We start from the raw sequence: 22,767 nt of genomic DNA, 5'->3' as shown, positions 1-22,767 counted from the left end.
TTTCCTACAAAATTCTAGTTTGAAAAAAGTTTGTCAATATCTATTAGTGTAACTACTTTGTCTTTAAAATTTATTATTCCCTGCACATATGCTTTTCTATTATCATCACTTATCTTTTCAATAATGCTTTCATCTAAATCAAGAACTTCGTCTACCTGATCTACAACTATGCCTACCAGTTCATCTTCCATTTCAAGAATTATTATACTTTCTTCACTGTTCTCATTGTTTTCCTGTTTGGCAACATCCATAAGCAGATTTATATCCAAAATGGATATAACATTTCCTCTTAAATTGATAATTCCCTTTATGTGAGCAGGGGCTTTCGGAACTTTCGTTATCTTCATAGCATCGTTTATACTCTGAACTTTTGAAGTTTCTACGGCAAACTGCTCCTTGTTCAATCTAAATATGACAACCTGCATAAAAGTAACACCTCCAAGTTTTATACTATCCAACTACTTTAGTTACAGCCTCAATTACTCTATCAGGCTGAAAAGGCTTTACTATAAAATCCTTTGCTCCAGCTTTTATGGCATCCATAACCATGGTCTGCTGACCCATTGCAGAGCACATTATAACTTTTGCAGCAGGGTCGAATTCTTTTATAGCTTTTACAGCTTCAATACCATCCATATCAGGCATTGTTATATCCATTGTAACTACATCAGGCTTTTCTTTTTTGAAAAGTTCAACTGCCTTTAAACCGTTGTTAGCCTCTCCTACAATTTCAAATCCACCTTTTTCCAATATGTCCTTTATCATCATTCTCATAAAAGCAGCGTCGTCTACAATTAATACTTTAGCCATTTTTTTCCCTCCATATTTTCATTACTATTGTTATGCTACGCCTAGACTACTTAATATCTTTTCAAGAGAGCCCGGCATAGGAATATAATAAAAATGTCCATTTATTTCTGAATTATCTTCTACAAACAGAGTTTCTATATCTAGAACATTTTCATCAAATTGTCCTGATTCTATAAATGTAGTAGACAATATTGCCCCCAACATATCATAGGTAACTGCAGGAACTGATGGTGTTATAACAAGGCCTGTAAATCTAGCTATTGCATTCATATAGGAAGTACCTATTATATTTCCTATTTCACATATAGCTGAATTTCCCATTTCAGTCAGTTCATCTGATTTTTGGCCTGTTAAACTGGCCACCATATCCAGCGCTGTTTTTTTATCAAATATAAAAAGTATATTTCCCGGTGTATCACCGAGAATTCTTAGAATTACTCCAACTACTATCTGATCTTCACCAACACTTTCAAATACCTTGTTAAAAGGCAATATATTTATGGATGGTACTGTCATATCCACTTTTTTGTTTAAAAGCTGTGATAATGCTGTTGCAGCATTTCCCGTACCTATATTTCCAACTTCCTTCAATGCATCAATCTGCATTGGACTAAGACTACTATAATCCATTTTATTCCTCCTAAACAAGTGCTGAAACGTCTAGTATAAGTGTTACAAGACCATCTCCAAGTATTGTAGCTCCTATGTACTCCTTCATGGAATTAAGAGTTTTCCCAAGAGGTTTTATTACAATCTCCTTTTGTCCAAGAAGTGAATCCACCATAATCCCTACTGTCTTCTCTCCAACTTTTACTATGACTATATAGTTCTTCTTTTCATCTGACTTTTCAAGTCCCAGTCTGTCATAAACTCTTACAAAAGGTATTATGTTTCCATTATATATTATAATCTCTTTGTTGTTTGACATTTTTACAATATCATCATTGTAATTTATGACTCTGTCTATGTAGCCAAGAGATATTGCCATGGTTTCCTCTCCAACTTTTACAAGCAGTGCTTGAATTATCTGAAGTGTAAGTGGAAGCCTTATTATGAAGGAAGATCCTTTTCCATGTTCACTTATAAGATCTACAGTACCATTCAAGGCAGCTATCTTGTTCTTTACTACATCCATACCAACTCCTCTTCCTGATATGTCTGTTACTTCCTTGTTTGTACTGAATCCCTCCATGAATATGAGATTTTTAATATCTTTTTCAGGCATTCCAGAAGTATCAATGCCTATACTTTCAGCTTTTTCCCTGACTCTCTCTACATTTATACCTGCTCCATCGTCCTCTACTTTTATAACAGCCTGAGTTCCCTCCTGATAGGCAATCAATCTTACCTGACCTACAGGGTTCTTTCCAGCTTTAAGTCTTTCTTCTTTTGACTCAATACCGTGATCAGCTGAATTCCTTATAAGGTGCAGAAGTGGATCTCCTATTTCATCTATTACTGTTCTGTCAAGTTCTGTATCCGCTCCCTGAATTACAAGTTCCATTTCCTTGTCAAGTTCAACTGAAAGATCCCTTATAAGTCTTGGAAATCTACTGAAAACTGTGTCAAGTGGAAGCATCCTTATCTTCATTACCAAATCCTGAAGGTCCGAAGTGGTCCTTGCCACCTGTTCCAGTGTTTCATTTAATTCAGTAGACTTGTAATTGCTGCTTATCTGCTCAAGCCTTGTTCTGTGTATTACAAGCTCAGACACCATGTTCATAAATTTATCCAATCTTTCAAGATCAACCCTTACAGATTGATGAACTTTTTTATGGGGTTTCTGATTTTTCTTTGGTGCCGCCTTTGCTTTTGGCTTTGGTTTTGCAGTAGTTTCAGCTTTTTTTTCTTCCACTTTTTTAGCTGTATCCTGTTTGGCTATATCTGCAGGCTTTGGCTTTACTTCAACTTCCTCGTTGATTTTCTTTTTCTTTTCTGCATCTATATCAATGCCATTTACCGAGACACTGTCCACTTCAGATATATTCATCAATATATTTTTAACTTCATCCGACTTTTTGGTAGACAATATGACTACCTGAACTTCAAAGTCAAAATTCTCATTTTCCAGATCTTCAGTTCCAGGAACAGACTTTATAATCTCTCCAATTTCTTCAAGGCTCTTGAATATAAGAAATACCCTGGCTGATTTCAAAAGAGTATTTTCACTCAATTCTATAACTATTTCATAAGCACTATACCCTTTGTCATTAGCTTGTTTAATTACATTAATATCATATTCATTTAATTCTACTACAGATTCAGAATTATTTCCATGGTCTTCTTCTTCAGTTTTTTCTTCTTCATTTGGTTCAGATTGACCGCCTTTTGCATTGTCAGCTATTTTTTCAAGTTCTTCCATAATACCGTCTATAGAAGTATTGTCATCAACTCCATCTTCTATATTTTTAAGCATCTGTTCCAATGTGTCAAGACATTTAAAAAGGACTGTAACTACATCTTTAGTTACTTTAAGCTCTCCATTTCTGAATTCAGACAGTACATCCTCCATTTTGTGGGTCAATTCCGCCATCTTATTAAATCCCATAGTTGCAGACATTCCCTTTATGGTATGTGCTACCCTGAAGATTTCATTTACTTTATCTATATTATCAGGTTCCTTTTCAAGTTGAAGCAGTGAATCATTCAAAGTCTGTAAATTATCCATTCCTTCTTCCAGGAACATGGACATATACTGTGATGTATCCATTCTATTTCCCCCTTATAGCTTCCTATACATAAATGTAGAAGCTTTTTCAAAGCCATAATTTTTATAATTATATATACTTTCAGTAGCTCCAACAAAGAGTAATCCTCCTTTTTTCAAGGATTTACTGAATTTTTCATATATTCTTTCCTTTATATCCTGATTAAAATATATAACTACATTCCTACATATTATAAGGTCAAAGTTAGTATCATACCTGTCCAATATAAGATCATGCTTTTTAAAAGTAACAAGCTCTTTTATTTTTGGGCTTATAATATATTTATCGTCTTTTTTTGCAAAATATTTATCTAAATATTGTTTTTTTACGTTTTTTATTTCCTGCTCGGAGTATTCTCCCTGTTTTGCTCTTGCAATTATTGTATTATCCAGGTCAGTTGCAATTATAGTATGTCTTTTAGAAGGTGTCAATTCCCTAAGATAAATACCTACCGAATAGGGTTCGGCTCCAATAGAACAAGCTGCACTCCATATTTTAAGAGTGCCGTTGTTTTTTAAAAGTTCCCCCTGCAATTTATTTTTAAGTTCCTCAAATATTTCAGGATTTCTAAAAAACTCGGAAACATTTATAGTTATAAAATCCAGAAATCTCTGTTTCTGATCCCTGTCTTTTTTCAAAAGTGCTATGTACTCCTCTATACTTTTCACTCCAACTCTTGACATAAGACTGTTTATTCTCCTATGAAGCTGGTTTGGTTTATATGCAGACAGATCAATATTGAATTCCTTAAATACCCAATGCTTAAAATATTCCATATCCATTGTCATAAAATCTACCTCCTGCTGCTGTGTACTAGTTTCACTAGTTCATCTGTTATTTTATCCAGTTTCAAGACCATATCCACTTTGCCTGTAGAGTAAGCAGCTTTTGGCATACCGTATATGACGCAGGTGGATTCGTCCTGGGATATGGTAATTCCTCCATTGTCCTTTACATGTGAAGTTCCATCTGCTCCATCTTTTCCCATACCTGTTAGAACCACACTTACAAGATTTTTACCATATACTTCAGAAGCTGAAATGAATAATTTATCCACTGCAGGCCTGACACCCCAAATGGCAGGTTCCTTGTTCAAATGTATTTTTCTATCTTTGAATACTTCCATGTGAAATCCTCCTGGAGCTATATATATAGTATTAGGCCTAATCTCCATATTGTCTTCAGCTTCCACTACTTTTTGATTTGAATTTGTATTTAATCTTTCTGCAAAGGCTTTTGTAAATCCAGCCGGCATATGCTGTACTACCATGGTTGGCACTCCCAGGTTTTCAGGTAATTTAGTTATGACGGAATAAAGTGCTTTAGGACCACCGGTAGATGCGCCTATTACTATCGCTCCAATATTTCTGTTTTCTACTATTTTATGATTACTTTTCAATTCTGAAATTTTTATTGTATTTCTGCCTTTAGATGCCACTCTTATTCTTTTAACGAGTTCGCTTTTCACATCATTTATATTGGATATATTTCCAGAAGGCTTTGCTATAAAATCAAAGGCTCCCGCATGAAGACATTCCATAGTGAGTTTTACACCTTCCCTGGAAACACTGCTCAATACTATTGCAGGTATATTTATATTTTTATTTTTCATCTCTTCCAGTGCATGTATCCCATTCATCTTTGGCATTTCTACATCCAAAGTTATAACATCAGGTTTATTTTCACCTGTGTATTTACTTGAAAGCTTATCCATGAGATCCTGTCCATTTCGTGCTATTCCAACAACCTCCATGTCATCTTCCTCATTTATCATATCAGAAATTATTTTTCTCATCAAAGCTGAATCATCTACTACTAAAATTTTAATTTTTTTCACATTATTCACTCCGATTATTTAAAGTTCTTTAATTCCAACTCCAACAGTTTTTATTTTTACAGAACCATCGGATGTATCAAATATCATTGTTCGTCCCTTATTCCCACCCAGATCCTGAGATATTATGGGAATAGAGTATTTACTCAAATTTAGCTTTACGGAATTTCCATTTCTATTTCCTATATCCATTATCATGCTTTTATCCTTGAACTTGAACATCGATGCGCCTCCAGCTATCTTTGCCTTTAAATTCATCTTTCTGGCACCAAGTTTCTCCAATTTTTCTATGAGCATTGGAATAGCAAGGTCTGCAAACTTCATAGAATTGTTTACAGTACTAAACTGAGTACTGTCAGGAAGCATTATATGCGACAGTCCTCCTATACGATTTATTCCATCATACAGGACAATTCCTACACACGAACCCAGTCCTATTGTCATAATAATATCAGGAGATACGGCAGTATTCATATCTGCAATTCCTACTTTTATCTGCTTTATATCCATATATCGCACCTTCCATTTATTATTGTATGAGCTGTTTTTCTTCCTCGGTCAATATCTTTGATATGTTCAAAAATATTATTATCTTGTCATCAATCTTTATAAGTCCATTTATATATCTCTTTGATATTCCTGCTGCAATATCCGGAGCTGGTTCTATAGTAGAAGAATTTATATCTTTTACCTCAGATACTATATCCACTATGATTCCTATTTTATTTTGGTCCTGTTTTGTTACAATGATTTTTGCCTGACTTCTATTTTCACTATCACCTAAATTGAATCTTTTACTTAGGGATATTACAGGAAGTATATTTCCGGAATAATTGATGACACCTTCTACAAAATCCGGAGAATCCGGAATTTTAGTAGGTTCTTCATAACCTATTATTCTCTCTATTTCCATAATATCAGCTGCAAAATATTCTCCATTTATATTGAATACAAGTACTTTTATTTCTTTGTCCTCCATCTATATCCTCCTCAACATGTATTTATATTATAGTACAAATTTATCTAATTCTATATTACCATTTTTTAAATAGACATGTACATTTTTGCTGGAAGATTCCAATAATATTTCTCTCCCGCCTATTTTGAATATTGTATTGTGATAGGCTACATCAGCCCATATATTTCCGCTATTTTCCACTTCAAGTCTTGTAGTAACCCCTGCTTCACTTCCTACAGTTCTACATTTTATTTCATTTTTTGCTCTAAGAGTGCCTCCTCTTGCGACAGAACCCTGTTGGGTAAATTCAATGGACTTGTTTGCTATAATATTTGAAATATACTCTCCCTTGCTGGATACAATTACATCTCCGGAACTCTCTATATATGAATCCTGGCAATAGGATAATATCAATTTAACAGGCAGCCTGAGTGCATTTTTAAGTTTCTCTATCTTTGAATTGGAACATTGTACTATTTCCTCCAATTCAGAATAGTTCTCTATGCTTATAGGTGCCATTCCCATAAGTTTTGATTTTATAAGCTTTACCAATATGTCTTCTTCACTTCCACCTGAACTACTATTTGTTTCTGAAATTATATTTATACAGAGCATTATTATATTCTTGAATTTATTCTCCAAAAGTATTTTTATAATTTCACCATCTTTTTTTTCCTTGCCGAGTAAATTGTACATTTTTATTTCATTTACGGAATTCATGAGATTTGTAAGTTCTTCACTGAATTTTACAAGGTGTTTCTGATATTTTAAATTTTTTACATCTTCGCCTCCAGCACATATTTTAGAACCTACTATACTTCCTCTTACAAGAATGTTTCCTCTTGCACTTAGTTTTGCTCTTTCCACATTTCTGTCAACAGTAAGATTGCTGCCGCATTCTATAGACATACCTTCTTTTATGCTTCCATGGACTTCTACATCACCTAGAAAGCATACATTCCCAGTACTTAAATCCACGTCACCATTTATTTCATGTACCCGTTTAACATAGAATGTATTTCCTTTAACATGTGGCTTTCCACTCATAGCTGCAATAATAGTATTTTCATCTTTTAGAAGGCAACCTGGTCCTGCTTTTATTTTTAACTTTTTCCCGTCTTTAGGTTTTAACTCTTTTCCATTGACATCACTTCCAAATATACCTCCAGTTCCTGTATGCTTTATGGCGAGTATGTCACCTTTATTAACAGAATCCACTTTTCCTATACTTTTAAAGTCCACATTTCCCTGTTTATCTTCTTCAAGGTTAGAAAATGTTTGAAATTTTATCTCTACGGAATCACTTATGCCGTCTTCAGCAGCTTTGCCCTGTGCTACTATGAGTTTGTCACTGCCATCCGCCAGTTTTTTAAAATTTTCATCTATTATACCGTATACAATTTTATTTTTTGAAAGTTGTTCTGTAATTTCAGATTCAGTATATTTGGGTGGATAGATTTTTCCCTTGATTTCAGATTCAAGCTCAATTATTCCACTCTCTTCACTATCCTTTAATTTATATAGGATTTTAGGGCTGTATTCAATTTTGGCACTGGCCTGCATTTTATCATCGGATAGATATATATTAAACTGCCTTATAGCCTCTTCTTCCGGGAAAGTAACTTCTATACTGCTGTTTTCAAATACCTCTGACTCTGATCCTATATCTTTTCCATCAACTGCAAGAGTCATGTTTCTTCCCTTTCTTACAACTGCAGGAGTACCACCTTCTTCAGGATCATGAACTATTATTCTGCCTTCTACTATTTTTAAATTTCCATTATTTGTATTTGGAGCTTCAGCATTATGTTCCAGAATTTCAACTTCTATAATTACTTTTTTCATAAATAAAAATGATTCATCCTTGAGAACCTTATAGTTCAGCTTGTCTTCTCCAATATTAAGTTTTTTACAGGCAAATTTAATACAGTTGTTTAGTGAATTTCCCTGAAATAATCTTTTCATATTTTTCTCCTTATAGATTGCTTAAATCCATCTTGATTTCTTCATCATATGCTTTCATCACATCCATTACAATTTTGTTTTTGGACGAATTGAATTTTATATTGTCTACTGACTTTACAGGCAATACCTTTGGAGACGTTCCAGATATGAATAGTGCATCATATCTATCTATATCCCTGTAATTTATCTTGCATTCTTTTACATCAATTCCTATTTTGGAGCAAGCTTCCATTATAACCTGCCTTGTGGTACCCGGTAATACCTGTTTAAGTGGTGCCGTAATCAAATTTTTCCCTTTTACGAAAAAGATATTTGATCTGCTGCCTTCAGTTATATTGCCATTTCGGTCTACCAATATAGCTTCAAACACATTCTTTTCCTTTATTAAAATATCTGTCTGTCTTCTAAAGTCGGCATTTATAATCTTTGCATTTGGGTTTTGCCTCTCTCCAAAATAAAGTATGGTATCAACTCCATTTTCATAATCGGAAAGTTCAGGATAATGATGATCTATGAAATATGCAAAAAAATTATTTTTTACATTGAAATTAAATACAAGTTTTATATTTCCAATGCATACATTGTTTTTTTCTATTAGTTTCAATATACTCTGTTTTATCTCTTCTCTTCCAAGCCACAATTCAAGTCCGGTTACTCTAGCTGAATTTTCCAGACGATCCAGATGTCTTTTTAGAAACAGAGGCTTTCCATCTATTATTCTTATTACTTCATATAAAGATTTTCCCGTCTCTATTTTATTATCTTCAAATTCTCTCAAAACTTTAACATTATTATTTAATATAAAAAATTTATTAATGCATTTATTCAATGCAATCACCTCCGTATTATTTTATCATTATCCATATTAGAATTCTATTTAGTTTTAAATAGTGGATTATGTTATTATATAATAGGTATATTAATAATAAAAAATACGCTGCAAAGAAAGGTGATCATTTGGAAAAGCTTGCAATATTTGATGTGGATTTTACCATAACCAAAAGGGAGACTTTATTGGAATTCTATTTGTTCATGATAAAAAAACGCCCATGGATAATTTTATATTTTCCTGTATGTATTTTATCTGCACTATTATTTGTAATTAAAATTATGCCTGCTAAAAAGACCAAGGAATTGTTCATAAAATTTATTGATGGAATTGATGAAAAAACCATGAAATCCTTTGTAGATGAATTTTACGAAAAAAGGTTGAGTAAGATATTCTATATAGATGCAATTGAGGAGATAAAAAAATTAAAGGCAGAAAATTGCAAGGTATATTTAATATCCGCATCTGGAGAATTTTATTTAAATACCCTATACAATTTACCTGAGGTAGACAAGATAATAGGTACTGTTTTCTTGAAATCCAATGGTGTTTATCACAACAAAATAGTAGGCAGGAACTGCAAGGGAGAGGAAAAAGTAAGACGTCTCAAGGAATATTTGAAGGGCAAAAACATGGAAGTGGATTTTGAAAATTCATATATGTTTTCTGATTCACTGTCGGATTTGCCTCTTTTAAGACTTGTTGGCAATCCTTATCTGATAAATTTCAAGGGCAATGATACGAAAAGCATAAAAGTTCTTCACTGGAAATAATAAAACATATCAAAAAAATGAGTACAGTATATCTGCACTCATTTTTTATTAGTCTTCCAAGGATGAATAGTATTTTGATGCTTCTTCAAATTCTTCATCGTTAGGAAGAACAAGTTCTGCTGTTTCATCGTCTCCAACTACTTTAAACAAATATACACTTTCACTTTCAGGATGATCAACTACTGCGTATTCATCTTCCTTGAATTTAAATCCATCCACTATATGACATGTAACTATTTTTCCATTCTCATCTTCCATTTCTACAGCTAGACCTTCGTGTTCGTGTTCTTCGCAACCGCAGCCGCAGTCTTCATGGTTGTGTTCATGTTCATGATTGCAGCCGCAGCCGCATTCTGATTTATCTTCATCATATTCTTTTAATTTTTCATTACTCATAAGTCTCTTTGGACCTCCTTTTATGTGTTATGTTTTAATTTTACCCTTAATACACAGATAATAAAAGCTTTTTTTAAAATTTTCAAAAAATATTAAAAAGATACCGGATAATCCGGTATCCTTTCATATTATACTGCTATATTATTTTTCACTTGCAAGTTTTTTGTATCCTTCAAGTCTTTCAATTGCATCTTTATGAGTTTTCTCAAATAATGCATCTGCTTGATCTGGGAACTGTTTCTTAAGAGAAGCATATCTTACTTCACCTAATAAGAATTCCTTGAAATCTCCAGTTGGTTCCTTTGAATCAAGAACAAATGGATTCTTTCCAGCATTCTTCAATTCTGGATTAAATCTATATAATGCCCAATATCCACAATCAACTGCTTTTTTAGCTTCCAATTGGCTCTTGCCCATTCCAGCTTTTAATCCGTGGTTGATACATGGTGCGTAAGCTATTACAAGAGATGGTCCATGATAAGCTTCTGCTTCATGTATAGCCTTTAATGTCTGGTTCTTGTCAGCACCCATGGATATCTGTGCAACATATACATATCCATAAGACATAGCCATCATTCCAAGATCTTTCTTCTTAGTTCTCTTACCACTTGCTGCAAACTTAGCAATAGCTGCTGCTGGAGTAGCTTTTGATGATTGTCCACCTGTGTTTGAGTAAACTTCTGTATCAAGTACAAGAATATTTACATCTTCTCCTGATGCTAGAACATGGTCAACTCCACCATATCCTATATCGTAAGACCAACCATCTCCACCAATAATCCATTGTGATCTCTTAACGAAGAAGTCTTTGTTTTCATATATTTCATTTAATAAGATATCATTTTTCTTTTCTTTTTCAAGAACAGCTGTTAACTTCTCAGCTTTTTCTCTTGAACCTTCACCCTCGTCAATATTTGCTATCCAGTCTTCAAAAGCTGCCTTTAAGTCTGCACTTACTCCAGCTTCTATTGCCTTTTTAGCATCATCAACAAGTTTGCTTCTCATCTGTGAAACTCCAAGTGACATACCTAAACCAAACTCAGCGTTATCCTCGAATAATGAGTTAGCCCATGCTGGACCTTCGCCTTTGTAGTTAGTAGTGTATGGAGTTGCTGGTGCTGATGCACCCCAGATTGATGAACATCCAGTTGCATTTGAAACCATCATTCTGTCACCAAATAATTGAGTTATAAGCTTAACATATGGAGTTTCTCCACATCCTGCACAAGCTCCTGAGAACTCAAGTAATGGTTGTTCGAACTGACTTCCTTTTACATTGTATTTATTCTTCATTGGATTAGCTTTGTGTGATACTGACATTGCATAATTCCAAGCTTCTACATTCTTAAGCTGAGTGCCTGCTGGTTTCATAGTAAGAGCCGGTTCCTTAGCTGGGCATATCTGAGCACAGTTTCCACATCCTGCACAATCAAGTGGGGAAATCATCATTGTAAAGTTAAGTCCCTTAGCTCCCATTGCTGGTTTAGCCTTGAACTCAGCTGGTGCATTCTTTAATTCTTCATCAGTAGTAAGAATTGGTCTTATTGCTGCATGAGGACATACGAATGAACACTGGTTACATTGGATACATTTGTTTATATCCCATTCTGGAACGTTTATAGCAACTCCTCTTTTTTCATAAGCTGCAGTTCCCTGTGGGAATGTACCATCTTCCATGCCTATGAAAGCACTTACTGGAAGTTTGTCTCCATCCTGTCTGTTCATAGGATAAACGATCTTTTCTATGAATTCTGGTGCTTCTTTTGTAGCTGCTGCTTCATCCTGTACGTCTTTCCATGAAGATGGAACATTTATCTTGACTACTGCTCCAACACCCTTGTCTATAGCAGCGTTATTCATATCTACAACTTTTTGTCCCTTCTTGCCGTAAGAAGTTACAACTGCTTGTTTCAAATACTTAACAGCATCAGCTATTGGAATGATATCTGCAATTTTGAAGAATGCAGCCTGACAGATCATGTTTACTCTTCCGCCAAGTCCAATTGCCTGAGCTATTTTAACAGCGTCCAATGTATAGAAGTTTATATCATTGTTTGCTATATATCTCTTCATTGAAGCTGGTAATTCTTTTTCCAACTGTTCTGGAGTCCAGATTGTATTTAATAAGAAATTACCACCTTTTTTAAGTCCTTCAAGTACATTGTACTTATGAACATATGATTGGTTATGAACAGCTATAAAATCAGCTTTGTCTATAAGATATGGGGATTTTATTGGTGATTTACCAAATCTTAAATGTGAAACTGTTATACCACCGGATTTCTTTGAATCATATGCAAAATAACCTTGAGCATACATGTCTGTATGATCTCCTATGATTTTTATAGCACTCTTGTTTGCTCCAACAGTACCATCTGATCCAAGACCCCAGAACTTACATGCCTTAGTTCCAGCTGGTGTAACGTCTATTTCTGCTCCTCTTGGCAATGAAGTGTTTGTAACATCATCTACTATACTCATAGTAAATCCGTTCTTTGGAGTTGAAGCTTTCAAATTTTCATATACAGCTGCAACATCTGCTGGAAGTGTATCTTTTGATCCTAATCCATATCTACCACCAACTATTACCGGCTGCCAATTTTTGTTTTCATAGAAAACATTCTTAACATCCAAGTATAATGGTTCTCCGATTGAACCTGGTTCTTTAGTTCTATCAAGAACTGCTATCTTCTTAACAGTTTTTGGTATATATTTAAAGAAATGATCTATTGAGAATGGTCTATACAAATGAACTGTCAATAGACCAACTTTCTCGCCCTTTGAAGTTAAATAATCTATTGTTTCTTCTACGGCTTCACAGACTGAACCCATAGCTATTATCAATCTATCTGCATCTTTTGCTCCATAATAATTGAACAGGTGATATTCTCTTCCTGTTAATTTAGTTATTTGAGCCATGCAATCTTCAACCATTTCTGGAATTGCATCATAGTACTTGTTGCTTACTTCTCTCTCCTGGAAGTATATATCAGGATTTTGAGCTGTACCACGAGTTACTGGATGATCTGGATTCAATGCTCTTCTTCTGAATGCATTTACAGCATCCTTGTCCAATAATTTTGCTAATTCGTCATACTCAAGTACTTCGATTTTTTGAACTTCATGTGAAGTTCTAAATCCATCAAAAAAGTTCATAAATGGAACTCTTCCCTTTATAGCTGCAAGATGTGCTACTGCTGAAAGATCCATAACCTGTTGTACGGAACTCTCTGCAAGAAGAGCAAAACCAGTTTGTCTACATGCCATAACATCTTGATGATCCCCAAATATGTTAAGTGAATTTGTAGCTAATGCTCTAGCTGATACATGGAATACTCCTGGTAAAAGCTCACCTGCTATTTTGTACATATTAGGTATCATAAGTAAAAGGCCTTGTGAAGCAGTATAAGTAGTAGTTAATGCTCCTGCTTGTAATGAACCATGAACAGCACCAGCTGCTCCTGCTTCTGACTGCATTTCCATAACCTTTACTTCTTGTCCAAATATATTCTTTCTTCCCTGAGCAACCCATTCATCAACATGTTCAGCCATTGGTGATGATGGAGTTATAGGATAAATAGCTGCTACATCAGTAAATGCGTAGGAAATGTGAGCTGCAGCTGTATTACCATCCATAGTTTTCATTTTTCTTCCCATAAAAAACACCTCTCCTTTTTTGATATTGAATTGAACTATTTAATTTTACCCTTAATACATAGATAATAAAAGCTTTTTTTGTTTTTAATTAATTTTTATAAAAAGGAGGAGTCTAGATTTAGGCTCCTCCTTACTATTATTTATAAAGTTCTACTAATCTTAACAAATGGTCATAACGATCTTTTGCAGATTCCTCAGATTTATCGAACAACTTCTCTGCACGATCAGGGAATGCACGTTTCAAACGAGTATAACGTGTTTCATTGTTCAAGAAGTCCTTATAAGTTCCATCACCTGGTTTAGATGTAAGAGTGAATGGATTCTTTCCTTCAGCCTTAAGAAGAGGATTAAAGGAGAACAGATTCCAGTATCCAGCCTTTACAGCTTTCTTCATCTCATCCTGACAATGATTCATGCCGCCCTTAACTCCGTGAAGTTCACAAGGTGCATATCCGATTATAAGTGATGGTCCATTGTAAGCTTCTGCTTCTGAAATAGTCTTAACAGTCTGAGCTGGGTTTGCACCAAGAGCAATCTGTGCTACATATACATATCCGTAGCTCATAGCTATTTCAGCAAGGCTCTTCTTTCCAACTTCTTTACCTGCAGCAGCGAACTGACAAACTTCACCGATGTTGGAAGCCTTTGAAGCCTGTCCACCTGTATTTGAGTACATTTCTGTATCGAATACCATGACATTTACATTTTCTCCTGAAGCAAGTACATGGTCAAGTCCACCGAATCCGATATCATATGCCCATCCATCTCCACCAAGAATCCATACTGACTTCTTAGCAAGGTACTGTTTACTTGCAAGTAATGCTTTAGAAGTATCACAACCTGCAGCAGCAGCTTTTTCAAGTTCAGCTACTAATGCATTAGCAGCAGCTGTGTTTTCTTTTGTACTATCTTTTGTTTCTATAAACTTCTTAGCAGCAACTTTTAATTCATCAGATGCTTTGTCAGAAGCAGCCATCTTCTCGATTTTAGCTATAGCTTGGTCACGAAGTGTCTTCTGTCCAAGATACATACCAAATCCATGTTCTGCATTATCTTCAAATAATGAGTTAGCCCAAGCTGGACCCATATTTGAATCTTTATTAACTGTAAATGGACTTGTTGCAGCAGGACCACCCCAGATAGAAGAACATCCTGTAGCATTTGAGATGTACATATGTTCACCAAACAATTGTGTAAGCAAACGAGCATAAGATGTTTCAGCACATCCTGCGCAGCTTCCTGAGAACTCAAGAAGTGGCTGATTGAACTGTGAACCCTTAACTGTAGTGTCAGCTGGTACTCCTGGCTTCTTGCCTACATTAGCAACTAAGTAGTCAAATACTGGCTGCTGGTCTAACTGTGATTCCTGAGGTACCATCTTGATAGCCTTTGTAGGACAAACGGTAATACATTCTCCACATCCCATACAATCAAGAGGAGTTACGCTCATTGTAAACTTGAATTTTCCAGCCTTTGGCTTAGTATCAGCAACTTTTATATTTGAAGGAGCTGCTTCTACTTCAGCTTCACTTAACATAAATGGACGAATTGTTGCATGAGAACATACAAATGCACAACTATTACACTGAATACATTTATTTGGATCCCATTCTGGAACATTTACAGCAGTACCACGTTTTTCATATGCAGCAGCACCAATTTCAAACTGTCCATCTGGATTTTCTTCAAATGCAGATACAGGAAGACTGTCTCCATCCATAAGTGTAATAGGATTCATAAGATTTTTAACCATCTTAACTGTTTCTGGACGTCCCTCAAGTTTTGGAGCTGGAGCGTCTGGTGCTGGATTCTTCCAAGAAGCTGGAACATCTATTTTATGAACAGCATCTACACCGGCATCAATTGCTTTATAGTTCATTTCTACAATTGCATCGCCTTTTTTACCATATGATTTTTTAGCAGCAGCTTTCATAAACTTAACAGCATCATCAATTGGCATAACATTTGCCAATTTAAAGAATGCAGATTGAAGAATTGTATTAGTACGTTTACCCATACCAATTTCAATTGCTTTGTCAATAGCATTGATTGTATACAACTGGATGTTGTTATCTGCTATGTATTTCTTAGAATCAGCAGTTATCTTAGAATCCAGTTCGTCGTCTGACCACTGACAGTTGATCATAAATGTTCCACCTGGTTTAACGTCCTGAACCATCTTATATCCTTTAACAACATATGATGGATTATGACATGCAACAAAATCAGCCTGATTTATATAATATGGGCTTCTGATTGGCTTGTCACCAAATCTAAGATGTGATATTGTTACACCACCAGTTTTCTTGGAGTCATACTGGAAATATGCTTGAATATATTTGTCTGTATGGTCTCCTAGGATCTTTGTTGAGTTCTTGTTGGCACCTACTGTACCATCACCGCCAAGACCCCAGAATTTACATTCTACAGTTCCAGGTGCAGATGTAATAGGAGCTGGTTTAGCTTCTGGCAAACTCAAGTTTGTAACATCATCAACTATACCGATTGTGAAACGAGCTTTAGGCGCATCTTTCTTCAATTCAGTATATACAGCAAATACACTTGAAGGTGGAGTATCCTTAGAACCAAGTCCATAACGTCCAGCTGTTAATACTATGTCATTAAGTCCTGCTTCACGAAGAGTTGTAGCTACATCAAGATATAGTGGATCTCCAAGTGCTCCTGGCTCTTTTGTACGGTCAAGAACTGCAACCTTTTTAGCTGTTTTAGGTAAAACTTTAAGAAGTGAATTGGATACCCATGGACGATATAAACGAACTTTAAGTATTCCAATTTTTTCTCCCCTAGCTGTTAAGTAATCAATAACTTCTTCAGCTACATCACATATAGATCCCATAGCGATGATGACACGGTCAGCATCAGGAGCTCCATAGTAATTGAACAAGTCATAGTTTGTACCAAGTTTTTCATTTACCTTAGCCATGTATTTTTCAACAACAGCTGGTAATTTATCGTAAGTTGTGTTGCTTGCTTCACGATGCTGGAAGAATACATCTCCATTTTCGTGGGAACCACGCATAGCTGGGTGTTCTGGGTTTAATGCATGTTCACGGAAAGCTTTAACGGCATCCATGTTGCACATTTCTTTAAGATCTTCATAATCCCATTTTTCTATTTTCTGAATTTCATGAGATGTACGGAATCCATCAAAGAAGTTTATAAATGGAACTTTACCTTCAATTGCAGAAAGATGTGCAACTGGGCTTAAATCCATTATTTCCTGTGGATTTGTTTCAGCAAGCATTGCGAAACCTGTCTGACGACAAGCATATACATCACTGTGGTCACCGAATATATTAAGTGACTGAGTAGCAACGGTACGTGCTGATACATCAAATACGCAAGGAAGCTGTTCAGCAGCAATTTTATACATATTAGGAATCATCAAAAGAAGACCCTGTGATGCTGTAAATGTTGTTGTGATAGCTCCAGCAGCAAGAGAACCATGAACAGTTCCTGCAGCACCTGCTTCAGACTCCATTTCTACAACATTAACTTGATTACCAAAAATATTTTCACGTCCTGCAGCAGACCATTGGTCAATGACATCAGCCATTGGACTTGATGGTGTAATAGGATAGATACCTGCTACTTCAGTAAACGCATAAGCTACATGTGCAGCGGCTGTATTACCATCCATTGATTGTTTAGATCTTGACATATAAATTTCCTCCTTTATTTTTTAAGGGTATAGTTATATAAGGTCATATATTGTTATTGAACAACCTAATTTATAATAAAAGCGTATAAAACCTATTAATCAAAATTTGAATTAATATCACACTTTTATATTACAACTTTATATTACAACAAAAAACTCAATATGTAAATTATAATTTTTTGCTGTATTAGTAAAAATATTTAAGTGTGTATGAATATATACGCGTTATTACCGCTTATTTAAGTTCTGTATTAATATGCTACTTGAATCTATTTCATAACAATAGTGAAAGATTTTAGTCATTCACTATTGTTAAAATCAATTATATCACTGCATTATTTTGCAAGTGATTTTCCCAATTCTTCTGCTCTTTTTAATTCTTCATCATTAGGGGACTCGTTAACAGCCAATTCTCCTATTACATTAAATCCATAATCAGTTGCAATTTTTTTAAAATCTTTTAAAAAAGCACCCTTGTCCCATCCATAAGATCCAAATAATACAGTCTTTTTATTATTTGATGGAAGCAATTTGAATTCATTAATAAATGGAGCCATTTCTTTCTGTTCGATTCTGTTGTTATCCATTGATGGACTTCCAAAAGCTACTGCATCAGCATCCTGTACATCTTTCACCGTTGCATCCTGTACTTGTTTTATAACTACATCAGCTCCTGCACTTTTTGCTCCTTTTGAAATTGAATCAGCCAAAACTTCTACATTTCCACCGTTGCTCCAGTATATTACTGCAACTTTTGACATATTAACATCTCCACCTTCCAAATATATTTCATTTGATGTTCCATAATCATGTATTCCTTAATTATAAACATAATCATTTTTTTCACAAAATGTTTTATCTGTTTAAAGTAAAATCCATGAAAATACATAAAAGAACATATTGACCATATAAATACAAACTCAATCAAACACCTTAATGATTGCTGATTTATTTGAGATGTAATGGACTACAATATTTATTATAACATAAAATATTATTTAACAAAATAATATTTTATTGAATACTATATTTTTTTATAATAGCTACTATTCTGTCCACACCATTTCCAATATTGCTAACTTTCATATTATTTATATAATTATTTCTGTTTTTGTATAATTCCTCTACTTTTTCTACAAGTAATTTGGAATTTAAACTTTCTTCTCCCAAAACCATACTGTATCCACTTTTTTCAAAAGATGCAGCATTTAATATCTGGTCTCCCCTGCTTGATTTTCGTGAAAGTGGAATGAGCAGATTAGGTTTTTTTAGCGCCAACAGTTCAAATATGGCGTTAGCTCCCGCTCTTGATATTACAATATCAGCTGCATTCATCAAATGGGGCATTTCTTGATTTACATATTCAAATTGTATGTAACCTTTTCTGTTTTCTAAAGTTTTATCTAAATTTCCCTTTCCACATATATGAACTATATTGTATGCCTTCAAAAGTACATTTAAAGATTCCCTGACTATATCATTTATAAATTTTGATCCAAGGCTTCCTCCTATTATTAGAAGAATTGGTTTATCCTCTTTAAAATCACATATTCTTCTTCCAATTATCCTGCTGCCATCCAGAATCTCCTTTCGTATAGGGGTACCTGTGAGAATTCCCTTTTTATCTTTTATCTTATTTAATGATTCTGGAAATGTAACACATATTTTAGTGCAATAAGGGGCAGAAAGCCTGTTTGCAAGTCCTGGAGTCATGTCTGATTCATGGACTACTACAGGTATTTTACTTAAATGGGCCGCAATTACTACTGGAACGGATACAAATCCTCCTTTTGAAAACACAATATTGGGTTTTTCCTTTTTCATTATAAAAAAGGCCTGAAATACGCCTTTCAAAACTTTAAGGGGATCAGTAAAATTTTTTATATCAAAATACCTTCGCAATTTTCCGCTGGATATTGAAAAGTATTTAATATTTGCAGATTTTATTATCTTTTTCTCTATTCCATTTCTGGTACCTATATATTCTATGTCATAACCCAATTCTTTAAGCTTAGGAACAAGTGCAAGATTTGGAGTTACATGTCCGGCAGAACCACCGCCAGTTAATATTATCTTCTTCAAAATTATTTCCCTCCACATATCAATTCACAATTCACAGTTTAATTTTACATCCAGCTGCATACATAGTCCACACTAAATTTTTGACATTCTAAAATCCCTGACAATAAGTTGAATACTTGTATTTCCGTTGAATTCATTAATAGATGGAGAAAATATGAAATCCATAAAAATAGTTTTGAAATTCAAACTTGGTACAAATTCTCTGAATTTCTCTCCTCCATTGAAAATAATTGCATCCATTTTTTCCATACTGTTTTTCACTCTGCAGAAAAGTTTTACCGTATTCTTGTCTTTTCCTATAAAATATGCCTTGAATACAGCTATATTTCTTTCTGCAAAGAGAGGAGATGCATTTCCCTTTCCAAAAGGTTCAAGAGATTTCAAATTCTTTATTATCTTAAAATTTATGTTTTCAAGTGGTAGCGCCTTATCTATTCTGACCTTTGGTATAATATCTTTTTCTGTAAGTGTGCAATTTTGATTCAATCTTCTTCTTAGTTCATCTATATTTTCATGTTTAATGGACATTCCTGCGGCCATCTGATGGCCTCCAAAATTTTCAAACAGGTCACGGCACTTTGATAGTTCTTCGAACATATTGTATTCATCTATGGACCTTCCAGACCCTTTTGCCATGAACTCACCATTTGTGAGTACTATAGAGGGTAGATTGTATTTCTCCTTCAGCCTTCCTGCTATAATTCCGGCAACACTCTCATGAATACCTTCTCTATACACTACAAGCACCCTGTCTTTTTTCAAATCAGAATTTTCAACTACGTCTACTATTTCCTCAAGTCCTTTCATAGTTATATTCTGACGTTCCATATTCAATTCCCTGAGTTTTTTTGCAAGTTCTGTGGCAGTTTTCTTATCTTTTGAAAGAAAAAGTTTCAATGCAAGTACTGCGTTGTCCAATCTTCCGGTAGCATTTATACAAGGTCCCAGAACAAATCCTACATGATATGAAGTTATACTTCCAATATTTAAAGAATTTTCATCTACAAGTGCCTGTATGCCCAAATTTTGAGTTCCGTTCAGCATTTCAAGTCCACATTTTGCTATTATTCTGTTTTCTCCCAAAAGATCAACTACATCACATATAGTTCCAATAGCCGCATATTCAATAAATTCAAGTGCTTTATTTTTGTCCATTCCCAGTTTATCGCAGACTACCTGCACAAATTTAAATGCTATACCTGCTCCACAGAGCATTTTAAATGGATATTTACACTCTCTTTGTTTAGGGTCTATTACAGCATCTGCATCTGGAATTATTTCATCAGTACCTTCAAATGGTACATCATGGTGATCCGTTACAACTACAGTCATACCGAGTTCCCTAGCTCTTTTAATCTGAGATATGGCCGATATGCCGTTGTCACAAGTTATAATTGTATCAAAACCTTCACTGTGAAGGCACTCTATGCTCGCTTCATTTATACCATAGCCTTCCTTTACCCTGTCAGGTATATGATATTTTACATCTGCACCACAGCTTGAAAATGCACTGTACAGTATAAATGTACTGGTTATTCCGTCTGCATCATAGTCGCCATACACTGCTATCTTCTTCTTTTTATGTATTGCATCAATTATTATGTCAGTTCCCTTATCCATATCTTTCATTAAAATAGGGTCATGTAATTTGTCTATTGAAGGATTCATAAAATCCACCACATCTGCTTCACTGGTTATACCCCTATTTGCAAGTATGGAAAGTAAAATCGGGTTTATATTAATTTTTTTTAAAATATTCCTGTCTGTTTTTCGTCTTCTAAGCATCCACTGCTTCTGCAAAAAAACACTCCCTTTTCAATTGAGGATTTGTATGGATGGTTCTTTTATTACCTTCTTTATTACATCGTATATATCTTGCCGGGAAATGCCCTGTAGATTTTCCGTTTCTTCATAGAGTTTTTTATAATCTCCATACATCAATTCATATGTAGTAAGTTCTTTACAGAGCTGTATGGATCTTTCAAGCTTGAGTTCTCTTTTAAGTTTAACTCTTCTTGCCAGTTTTTCTATGTCTTTCTGCTTGAAACAGTCCATTTTACTCGTAATATTATCTATAATGGCATTTATTGTACTAATGGATTTATCCACTTTTTCCACAGAGGTTCCCATGTTTATAGACAGAAGTTTTATGCCTCTCTCATTTTTTATATGACTTCCTATCTCATATGCTGCAGCATTTTTTGTTCTTATTTCCTGAAAAAGAAGGCTGCTTGTTCCCTGTCCAAATGCATTATTGAACAATAGCAAAGCTTTGAATTCCTCATTACTCAAGCTGCCAATGTCAAATACATACTGAATTTTAACTCCTTCAAGAGATTCTAATTTGTCTTTATATAATCCAGATATATTTTTCTCATATATTTTATCTGATATTGAACAGTTGGATTCAGTATTCCATGACCCGAAATATTGTTCAACAAACTTGCAAACAAGTTCAAAGTCCAGGGAAGATGAGAAACTTATTACACAATTATCCGGTGTATAAAAGCATTTATAAAAATTCTTTATGTCATCCAGTGTTATAAGTTTTATATCCTTTTCCGAACCTATTATGATTTCCCTTATTCTTCTATTTTCAAAACAATTTTTAAAAAGTGTATCCTCACAGTACTGATACATGTCACCATGCCATTCTTTAAGTTCTTCAAGGATTATATTCATTTCTTCCTTAAAACCACATGCAGGAAAAGATGGATTCAGGAGTATGTCAGAATAGAGTTCCAGTGCTCTTTCCATATCCCTGCTCAAACAACTGCCGTAGTATATTGTGTATGGATAATTGGTCATGGCATTTTCGAAGCCGAATATGTCATCAAATTCCGCATTTATCTCATTTTCAGTTCTGTGACATGTTCCTTTTGATACAAGATGTTCCAATGCATGTGCTGTTCCGAAATTAAATCTACCCTTTTCTTCCAGAGCTCCTGCATTAAATCCTATGCAAAGTGATGTTATTTCACCCTGCCTGTGTTCGTATATAAGTTTGATTCCATTTTTCAAAGTGCAATATTCCATATTATCACCAACTTTTCAAATTAATAATTATGGTGTA

Annotated in this window: 18 protein-coding genes; 1 reads left to right on the top strand and 17 read right to left on the bottom strand. The window is 34.5% G+C overall.

The annotated features are described in order from the left end of the window. Positions 1-14: 14 nt before the first annotated feature. The 10 genes from KM800_RS04480 to KM800_RS04435 are packed head-to-tail and all read right to left on the bottom strand — an operon-like array spanning position 15 to position 9,104. Positions 15-425, bottom strand: coding sequence for a chemotaxis protein CheW (locus tag KM800_RS04480; RefSeq protein ID WP_136710754.1), 411 nt, complete (start codon positions 423-425; stop codon positions 15-17). Positions 426-450: 25 nt separating this feature from the next. Further along, positions 451-810: a response regulator gene (locus tag KM800_RS04475; protein WP_217811977.1), complete on the bottom strand. Its 360-nt coding sequence runs from the start codon at positions 808-810 to the stop codon at positions 451-453. 30 nt (positions 811-840) lie between these two features. Continuing rightward, positions 841-1,440 (bottom strand): chemotaxis protein CheC, encoded by a 600-nt coding sequence (locus tag KM800_RS04470; protein WP_217811976.1) that lies wholly within the window; start codon positions 1,438-1,440, stop codon positions 841-843. Positions 1,441-1,450: 10 nt separating this feature from the next. Further along, entirely contained in the window at positions 1,451-3,520 is a 2,070-nt protein-coding gene (locus KM800_RS04465; protein ID WP_217811975.1) for a chemotaxis protein CheA, read from the bottom strand. Positions 3,521-3,532: 12 nt separating this feature from the next. Then, complete coding sequence (locus KM800_RS04460) at positions 3,533-4,300, bottom strand: CheR family methyltransferase (RefSeq protein WP_217812003.1); 768 nt, start codon at positions 4,298-4,300, stop codon at positions 3,533-3,535. Between the two features lie 11 nt (positions 4,301-4,311). Then, entirely contained in the window at positions 4,312-5,355 is a 1,044-nt protein-coding gene (locus tag KM800_RS04455) for a protein-glutamate methylesterase/protein-glutamine glutaminase (protein WP_217811974.1), read from the bottom strand. An 18-nt stretch (positions 5,356-5,373) separates the two neighbouring features. Beyond that, on the bottom strand, positions 5,374-5,862 hold the full coding sequence (locus tag KM800_RS04450; protein ID WP_217811973.1) for a chemotaxis protein CheD: 489 nt from the start codon (positions 5,860-5,862) through the stop codon (positions 5,374-5,376). A 19-nt stretch (positions 5,863-5,881) separates the two neighbouring features. Beyond that, complete coding sequence (locus tag KM800_RS04445) at positions 5,882-6,331, bottom strand: chemotaxis protein CheW (RefSeq protein WP_217811972.1); 450 nt, start codon at positions 6,329-6,331, stop codon at positions 5,882-5,884. A gap of 27 nt (positions 6,332-6,358) precedes the next feature. Further along, complete coding sequence (locus KM800_RS04440; protein WP_217811971.1) at positions 6,359-8,275, bottom strand: DUF342 domain-containing protein; 1,917 nt, start codon at positions 8,273-8,275, stop codon at positions 6,359-6,361. 10 nt (positions 8,276-8,285) lie between these two features. After that, a complete protein-coding gene (locus KM800_RS04435) occupies positions 8,286-9,104 on the bottom strand; it encodes an aminotransferase class IV (RefSeq protein ID WP_217811970.1) in 819 nt (272 codons plus the stop codon). A 128-nt stretch (positions 9,105-9,232) separates the two neighbouring features. Here KM800_RS04435 and KM800_RS04430 point away from each other — a divergent pair, with 128 nt between their 5' ends. Next, positions 9,233-9,877, top strand: coding sequence for an HAD-IB family hydrolase (locus KM800_RS04430; RefSeq protein WP_217811969.1), 645 nt, complete (start codon positions 9,233-9,235; stop codon positions 9,875-9,877). Between the two features lie 48 nt (positions 9,878-9,925). On the opposite strand, the gene KM800_RS04425 is transcribed toward KM800_RS04430, so the two are convergent. From KM800_RS04425 to KM800_RS04395, 7 genes are all read right to left on the bottom strand, one after another. After that, positions 9,926-10,273 (bottom strand): DUF1292 domain-containing protein, encoded by a 348-nt coding sequence (locus tag KM800_RS04425; protein WP_217811968.1) that lies wholly within the window; start codon positions 10,271-10,273, stop codon positions 9,926-9,928. A 141-nt stretch (positions 10,274-10,414) separates the two neighbouring features. Next, positions 10,415-13,930: a pyruvate:ferredoxin (flavodoxin) oxidoreductase gene (gene nifJ, locus KM800_RS04420; protein ID WP_217811967.1), complete on the bottom strand. Its 3,516-nt coding sequence runs from the start codon at positions 13,928-13,930 to the stop codon at positions 10,415-10,417. A gap of 136 nt (positions 13,931-14,066) precedes the next feature. After that, entirely contained in the window at positions 14,067-17,612 is a 3,546-nt protein-coding gene (gene nifJ / locus KM800_RS04415; RefSeq protein WP_217811966.1) for a pyruvate:ferredoxin (flavodoxin) oxidoreductase, read from the bottom strand. A 335-nt stretch (positions 17,613-17,947) separates the two neighbouring features. Further along, positions 17,948-18,373 (bottom strand): flavodoxin, encoded by a 426-nt coding sequence (locus tag KM800_RS04410; RefSeq protein ID WP_217811965.1) that lies wholly within the window; start codon positions 18,371-18,373, stop codon positions 17,948-17,950. Positions 18,374-18,626: 253 nt separating this feature from the next. Next, positions 18,627-19,694, bottom strand: coding sequence for an undecaprenyldiphospho-muramoylpentapeptide beta-N-acetylglucosaminyltransferase (locus KM800_RS04405; RefSeq protein WP_217811964.1), 1,068 nt, complete (start codon positions 19,692-19,694; stop codon positions 18,627-18,629). Positions 19,695-19,766: 72 nt separating this feature from the next. After that, positions 19,767-21,494 (bottom strand): single-stranded-DNA-specific exonuclease RecJ, encoded by a 1,728-nt coding sequence (recJ, locus tag KM800_RS04400; RefSeq protein WP_217811963.1) that lies wholly within the window; start codon positions 21,492-21,494, stop codon positions 19,767-19,769. A gap of 15 nt (positions 21,495-21,509) precedes the next feature. Then, a complete protein-coding gene (locus tag KM800_RS04395; protein WP_217811962.1) occupies positions 21,510-22,730 on the bottom strand; it encodes a M16 family metallopeptidase in 1,221 nt (406 codons plus the stop codon). Positions 22,731-22,767 lie beyond the last annotated feature (37 nt).

Origin of the sequence: Clostridium tyrobutyricum, from assembly GCF_019144085.1 — a bacterium.
Taxonomy (GTDB): Bacteria; Bacillota; Clostridia; order Clostridiales; family Clostridiaceae; genus Clostridium_B; species Clostridium_B tyrobutyricum_A.
Note: the sequence above shows the minus strand (reverse complement) of the source record. Positions and strands in the feature narration are given on the sequence as shown.